Annotated in this window: 5 protein-coding genes and 2 pseudogenes; 5 read left to right on the top strand and 2 right to left on the bottom strand. The window is 57.6% G+C overall.

Annotation, left to right across the window (positions count from 1 at the left end; genetic code table 11):
- Nucleotides 1–115: pseudogene (locus RNA01_RS24265) on the bottom strand (NAD(P)-dependent alcohol dehydrogenase); the annotation flags it as partial.
- A 94-nt stretch (nt 116–209) separates the two neighbouring features.
- On the opposite strand from RNA01_RS24265, the pseudogene RNA01_RS22645 reads away from it, so the two are divergent.
- Nucleotides 210–482 (top strand): annotated as a pseudogene (locus tag RNA01_RS22645) (DDE-type integrase/transposase/recombinase); the annotation flags it as partial.
- A 91-nt stretch (nt 483–573) separates the two neighbouring features.
- On the opposite strand, the gene RNA01_RS22640 reads toward RNA01_RS22645, so the two are convergent.
- Nucleotides 574–1143, bottom strand: coding sequence for a TetR/AcrR family transcriptional regulator (locus RNA01_RS22640; protein WP_147182371.1), 570 nt, complete (start codon nt 1141–1143; stop codon nt 574–576).
- Between the two features lie 163 nt (nt 1144–1306).
- Here RNA01_RS22640 and RNA01_RS22635 point away from each other — a divergent pair, with 163 nt between their 5' ends.
- The 4 genes from RNA01_RS22635 to RNA01_RS22620 form a co-directional block, all read left to right on the top strand.
- The gene (locus RNA01_RS22635; protein WP_147182372.1) at nt 1307–2371 is read left to right on the top strand and encodes an HlyD family secretion protein; all 1065 of its coding nucleotides are present in this window, start codon (nt 1307–1309) and stop codon (nt 2369–2371) included.
- Nucleotides 2368–5136, top strand: coding sequence for a ribosome-associated ATPase/putative transporter RbbA (gene rbbA / locus RNA01_RS22630; protein WP_147182370.1), 2769 nt, complete (start codon nt 2368–2370; stop codon nt 5134–5136). The genes RNA01_RS22635 and rbbA overlap by 4 nt, the downstream gene beginning before the upstream one ends.
- A gap of 2 nt (nt 5137–5138) precedes the next feature.
- The gene (locus RNA01_RS22625; protein WP_147182369.1) at nt 5139–6251 is read left to right on the top strand and encodes an ABC transporter permease; all 1113 of its coding nucleotides are present in this window, start codon (nt 5139–5141) and stop codon (nt 6249–6251) included.
- Nucleotides 6252–6283: 32 nt separating this feature from the next.
- A partial coding sequence (locus RNA01_RS22620; protein WP_170253619.1) for an alcohol dehydrogenase catalytic domain-containing protein occupies nt 6284–6557 on the top strand: 274 nt, incomplete at its 3' end.

Genomic DNA, 6557 nt, shown 5'->3' with positions numbered 1-6557 from the left:
AAAGCGTGATCGCCCCGGCGATGACGCGCTGGCCTTCGCTGTAGCCCTCCACCGCCGAGCCGAGCTTTTCGATGACGCCGATCGTTAGCCTTTCGGCGACCGGATACCCGCCCTTGGGCCTTGTCGGGAGTGTTTCGGCTTAATGCAGTGTTGACCATCATCAGAGAGATTTGCGCTCCCGATGTTGCGGAGCGAGCCCATGATTATGAATGCTATTGCCGAGACCTGTGCACTATGTCACGAAACATCTCCAACAACGCATCGAAAGTGACCATTTTCGGGTTAAGAAAAACATGCCCGGGATCGGCTGCTTCCAATCCTTCAAAACGGCGCGGCGAACAATCGCCGGCTTCGGAGCCATGCTCTGGCTGAAGAAGGGCTTCGGCTTTTCCGGCCAGTGGACCGTCAATGATCAGAACGATCTGCTCGCGCACCTCTTCGGACTGCAAAAGGTTAACAAAGCATATAGGCCGACGCGGTAGGGCTCATTCTGACGCTGCCGAAAATTTGCAACAAGCCCTTTTCAACCCCAAGAGAAGGCGGTCGTCGCCCTAGCGGGGTGCACTCCACCACTCACGCGCTTGCCATGATGGTTTTTAACAATGCGGTCAGATAGCTTTCGAGTTTGCCGTCCTCGTCGTCAAGCAAGGGATCCATCTGCAAAACATTTCTCATTATGCCGAGGCCGGTAATAACAGCAGCGACGACGGCGGCCTTCTGCGCCGTAGGCTGATCCAGTTTCGCACTGAGAGGCTTGATGAAATCGTTCATGATGAATTCACGCAGGATGGATGTCGCTGCCGGGCTTGTCAGGGAGTGGATGATGATATCCAACTTTCCAGGCCCATCTTCCGGTCGGGATCCATCAGAGGTGAACAGTTGTTTTGCCAGCGTATGAGCCAACCGAGCCGGTTCCCCCGACAATAATTCTTCCGCCCGTATCGTGACCGCAACGGCCTCGGCGAAGAGTTCTGCCTTCGATCCGAAGCAACGATGCACATAAGCCACGTCGACACCGACGTCGGCAGCGATGTCGCGCAAACCTGTCTCTTCGTAGGAATAACGGGAAAAGCGTAAGACCGCGGCATCGAGTATGCGCTCGCGTGTCGAAATCTTCGGGACGGCCATCGGCTGAGTTTTCATAGAGGTCAAAGAATCCTGTTGCGCTCAAAGCACGATAACTTACAGTGCGACAAGGTCAACAGCGGTTGATTCAGGTCAATGTCACGGCAAGAAGCATGTGTGAATGACAAAGGGCAAATCCGTTTCGGTTCTGGACGTGGGTAGTTGAGGGGATCATATGAAGATGTCGGGCAAGGGTTGGCTGCTTGTCGCCGCTATCGTTGTTGCAGCAGGCGGGGCTTACTATTTCTGGCGTCATCTCGCAGATGACAGTCTGCCCGAAGGGATCGTGGGCGGCAACGGCCGCATTGAGGCGACGGAAATCGACATCTCAACGAAAACGGCCGGGCGACTGCGCGAAATCCTGGTGCGCGAAGGTGATTTCGTCAAAGCTGGGCAAGTGTTGGCGCAGATGGAAACCGACCAACTTCTGGCCCGGAAGCGGCAAGCCGAGGCTGAGCTGCGCAGAGCTGTTATCTCAATCGATACAGCGAAAAGCCTGGTAACTCAGCGTGAAGCAGAGCGTGTCTCCGCAGTTGCCGTGATCGCCCAGCGTCAAGCTCAACTCGATGCGGCGGAAAGAAGGTTTGCTCGAACAGAACAATTGATCCGCAGCAGCACCGTTTCGCAGCAGGTGATGGATGATGACAGGGCGGCAAAAGAAGGCGCGAAAGCTACCCTCGGCGCCGCAGAAGCTTCGCTCGCCGCGTCAGATGCGGCGATCAGCGCAGCAAAGGCGCAGGTCGTGGATGCGGAAGCTGCAGTCGATGCGGCGAAGGCGGCGATCGAAAGCATCGAGACGGATATCGCCGACAGCACCTTGAAGGCGTCGAGGGATGGCCGAGTGCAATATCGTGTTGCGCAGCCGGGAGAGGTTTTGTCGGCTGGTGGTCGCGTTCTTAATCTCGTTGACCTTGGCGACGTCTACATGACGTTCTTCCTCCCGACGGCTGAGGTGGGTCGGACTTCGATCGGAAGCGATGTTCGTCTGGTTCTCGATGCCGCGCAGCAATATGTCATCCCAGCGAAAGTCTCCTTCGTCGCTGATGTCGCTCAGTTCACGCCCAAGACCGTCGAGACCGAGGAAGAACGTCAAAAATTGACCTTCCGAGTCCGCGCGCAGATCGAACCCGCGCTTCTTCAGAAGTATATACAGCAGGTCAAAACGGGATTGCCGGGAATGGCCTATGTGAAGCTCGATCCGAACGCCGCATGGCCGGACATTCTTGAGAAAAGCCTCGTCAAATGAACGGAAAACCGACTGTCAATCGGGACATCGTCGCGCGTTTGACGGATGTCCGCCTTGCTTACGGCAAGAATGTCGCGCTTGACGATATCCATCTCGGGGTGCCTGCGGGATGCATGGTGGGTTTGATCGGACCGGATGGCGTGGGCAAGTCCAGCCTTCTTTCGCTTGTGTCGGGTGTGCGCGCCATACAACAAGGCCAGGTCCAAGTCCTTGGTGGCGATATGGGCGACAAGAAACACAGGGATGCAACCTGTCCCCGCATCGCCTATATGCCGCAGGGCCTCGGCAAGAACCTCTACCCCACCCTCTCAGTCTTTGAGAACGTCGATTTCTTCGGACGGCTATTCGGCCACGACCGCAAGGAGCGCGCACGCCGGATAGCCGAGCTTCTCGAACGCACGGGTCTTGCACCCTTTGCGGAAAGGCCAGCGGCCAAGCTTTCGGGCGGCATGAAGCAGAAGCTCAGTCTTTGCTGCGCGCTGATCCACGACCCCGACCTTTTGATCCTCGACGAACCTACCACGGGCGTCGATCCGCTGTCACGCAGGCAGTTTTGGGAATTGATCGACGCAATACGCGCCGGACGACCGAGCATGAGCGTGGTCGTCGCGACGGCTTATATGGAGGAGGCCGCCGGTTTCGACTGGCTTGTCGCAATGAATGCCGGAAAGATTCTCGCCACCGGCACGCCGCAGGAGCTTCTGGAACAGACCGGTGCCGCCAATCTCGATTCCGCCTTCATCGCACTTCTGCCGGAAGAGGACCGCAAAGGGTATCACGCGGTCGTTATCCCGCCGCGCGAAGACGGACGGGATGGCGACCTGGCCATCGAGGCCGAACACCTGACAATGCGCTTTGGTGACTTCACTGCCGTCGATGATGTCAGTTTCGAGATCGCGCGCGGAGAGATCTTCGGCTTTCTCGGCTCCAACGGCTGCGGCAAGACGACGACGATGAAAATGTTGACGGGCCTTCTGGCGGCGAGCGAGGGAACGGCAAAGCTCTTCGGCGATAAAGTCGATCCCAAGGACATGGATGTGCGGCGCCGGATCGGCTATATGAGTCAGGCCTTCTCGCTCTATTCCGAGCTGACGGTTCGACAGAACCTCGACCTACATGCGCGACTGTTCAAGATGGATGCGGGGAAAATCCCCGCGCGTGTCACAGAGATGGCCGGGCGTTTCGATCTTGCCGATATCATGGACGCGCTGCCTGACGCCTTGCCGCTCGGTATTCGCCAACGACTTTCGCTGGCGGTTGCGATGATTCATTCACCGGACATCCTGATCCTCGATGAGCCAACCTCCGGCGTCGATCCGGTGGCGCGCGACCATTTCTGGCAGATTCTTGCGGATCTGTCGCGCAAAGACCATGTGACGATCTTCGTCTCCACCCATTTCATGAACGAGGCGGAGCGTTGCGACCGCATCTCGCTCATGCATGCGGGCAAGGTCCTGGTCAGCGACACGCCAACCGCCATTATCCGCAGCCGGTCCGCAAAAAGTCTTGAGGAAGCCTTCATCGCCTATCTTGAAGAGGCGAGCGGCGCTCAAGAGAAAAAGCCTGCTCCGCCGCCAGAGCAGGCTCAGGCGACGGACGGAACCGACGCCCCCCACTCCGTTCCGTCCGTTCGCCGTCTTTTCGCTCTGCGCCGCATGTTCAGCTATACGCAACGCGAGGCGCTCGAACTTAAGCGCGATCCTGTCCGCGCGACGCTTGCGGTTTTAGGCAGTGTAATCCTGATGTTCGTCATCGGCTACGGCATCAACCTGGACGTCGAGGACCTCACGTTTGCCGTTCTCGACCGGGATGATTCGACGATCAGCCGCGACTATATCCTTGATATTGCCGGCTCACGGTATTTCATCGAAAGACCGGCGATTACCGATTACGCCGACCTCGATCAGCGAATGCAGAATGGCGAGTTGAGCCTCGCCATCGAGATACCGCCGGGTTTCGGGCGCGATGTTCTGCGTGGAGACGATGTCGAGATCGGCGCCTGGATCGACGGGGCGATGCCAGCTCGTGCGGAAACTGTCAGCGGTTACGTGCAGGGTATGCACAGTACTTGGCTGATCCGCAAGGCACGAGAACTTTATGGCGACGCGGGGACGACTGGGAATTTCAAGATAGAGACCCGCTATCGCTATAATCCCGATGTAAAGAGCCTCGTGGCCATGGTGCCGGCCGTCATCCCCCTGCTGTTGATGCTTATTCCGGCGATGCTTTCCGCCCTCAGCGTCGTGCGCGAAAAAGAGCTGGGATCGATCGTGAATCTTTATGTGACACCGGTGACGCGGCTTGAATTCCTGATCGGCAAACAGATACCGTATGTCGTTCTTGCTATGGTCAGCTTCCTATTGCTGACGGCATTTGCGACGCTGATATTCCAGGTGCCGTTCACGGGGAGTTTTCTAACCTTCGCCGTTGCCGCCTTGCTTTACGTGAGCGCGGCCACCGCGATGGGCCTGGTTGTTTCCACGTTCACGAACAGCCAGATCGCGGCGCTTTTCGCCACAGCGCTTATTACTCTCATTCCCGCCGTGCAATACTCCGGCCTGATCGACCCGGTTTCATCGTTGAAGGGAGGTGGGGCATTGATCGGCCAGATCTATCCCACAACTTATTTCGTCGCCATCTCCCGTGGGACATTTTCGAAGGGCCTCGATTTCGCCGGCCTCGCCGGGTCGTTCGTGCCGCTCATCATAGCCGTTCCGGTTCTCCTCGGTCTCGGCGCGGTCCTTCTCAAGAAACAGGCGACCTGATCATGTTGTCTTCGAACATCGTCCAGCTCGGTCTGAAGGAACTGCGCGGGCTCCTGCGTGATCCTATGTTGCTGATTCTGATCGTGTATGCATTCAGCCTGTCGGTCTACACCGCCTCAACAGCGATGCCCGAGACATTGAACAATGCCGCCATCGCCATCGTCGACGAGGACCAGTCGCCGGTCTCAGGGCGCATTAGCACGGCGTTCTATCCTCCGTATTTCGCAAAGCCGCATATGATCACGATCGCCGAAATGGACCAGCGCATGGATGCAGGGCTGGACACGTTCGCGCTCGATATTCCACCCAACTTTCAGCGCGATCTGCTGGCTGGAAAGACACCGACGATCCAGCTCAATATCGACGCCACGCGGATGAGCCAAGCCTTCAGCGGCAACGGTTACATCCAGAGCATCGTCAACAGCGAGGTCAGCGAATACCTCAACCGCTACAGGTCGATTAGCAATCTTCCCGTCGACTTGACGCTGAGAACTCGCTTCAATGCCGAAATGAACAAGGGCTGGTTTGGAGCGGTCACGCATCTCATCAGCAGCATTACGATGCTCTCCATCATCCTGACGGGCGCTGCGCTGATCCGCGAGCGCGAGCACGGCACGATCGAACATCTGCTCGTTATGCCGGTTACGCCCTTCGAGATCATGGTCAGCAAGATCTGGTCGATGGGCTTTGTCGTCCTGGTTGCATCCGCCTTCTCATTGATCGTGATCGTGCAAGGGTTCTTATCCGTGCCGATCCAGGGATCGATCATCCTCTTTCTATTTGGTGCAATTCTGCTTCTGTTCGCCACTACGTCTTTGGGCATCTTCCTCGCCACGGTCGCCGGGTCAATGCCCCAGTTCGGACTTCTCCTCATGCTGACCTTGTTGCCGCTCCAGGCTCTTTCCGGCGGGGTCACCCCGCGGGAAAGCATGCCGGACATCATACAGGACATTATGCTGGCGGCACCGAACACGCACTTCATCATATTGGCGCAATCCGTCCTGTTTCGCGGAGCGGGTATATATATCGTCTGGCCCCAACTCCTTGCTCTGGCGGTCATCGGCTCCGTGCTGTTCGTCTTCGCGCTCAGGCGCTTTCGCGCATTTCTAAAATAGCAACCGGTCCACCATCCCTGGAGGAGTTACCAATGGCGCAGAAAATGAAAGCCGCGATCTTTGTCGAGAAAGGCCGCATCGTTCTCGATGAGAAGCCTGTTCCTGATGTCGGACCGCTCGATGCACTGATCCGCATTACGACGACGACGATCTGCGGCACCGACGTCCACATCCTGAAAGGCGAGTATCCGGTCGCGAAGGGGCTGACGATCGGCCACGAGCCGGTAGGCGTCATCGAAAAATTGGGCTCCGCTGTCGAGGGCTACACCGAAGGCCAGCGTGTCATCGCCGGCGCGATCACGCCCT

It is taken from the genome of Paenirhizobium naphthalenivorans (assembly GCF_007992095.1).
GTDB lineage: Bacteria > Pseudomonadota > Alphaproteobacteria > Rhizobiales > Rhizobiaceae > Allorhizobium > Allorhizobium naphthalenivorans.
The sequence above is the reverse complement of the archived record's forward strand: the minus strand, read 5'-3'. Positions and strand labels throughout refer to the sequence as shown.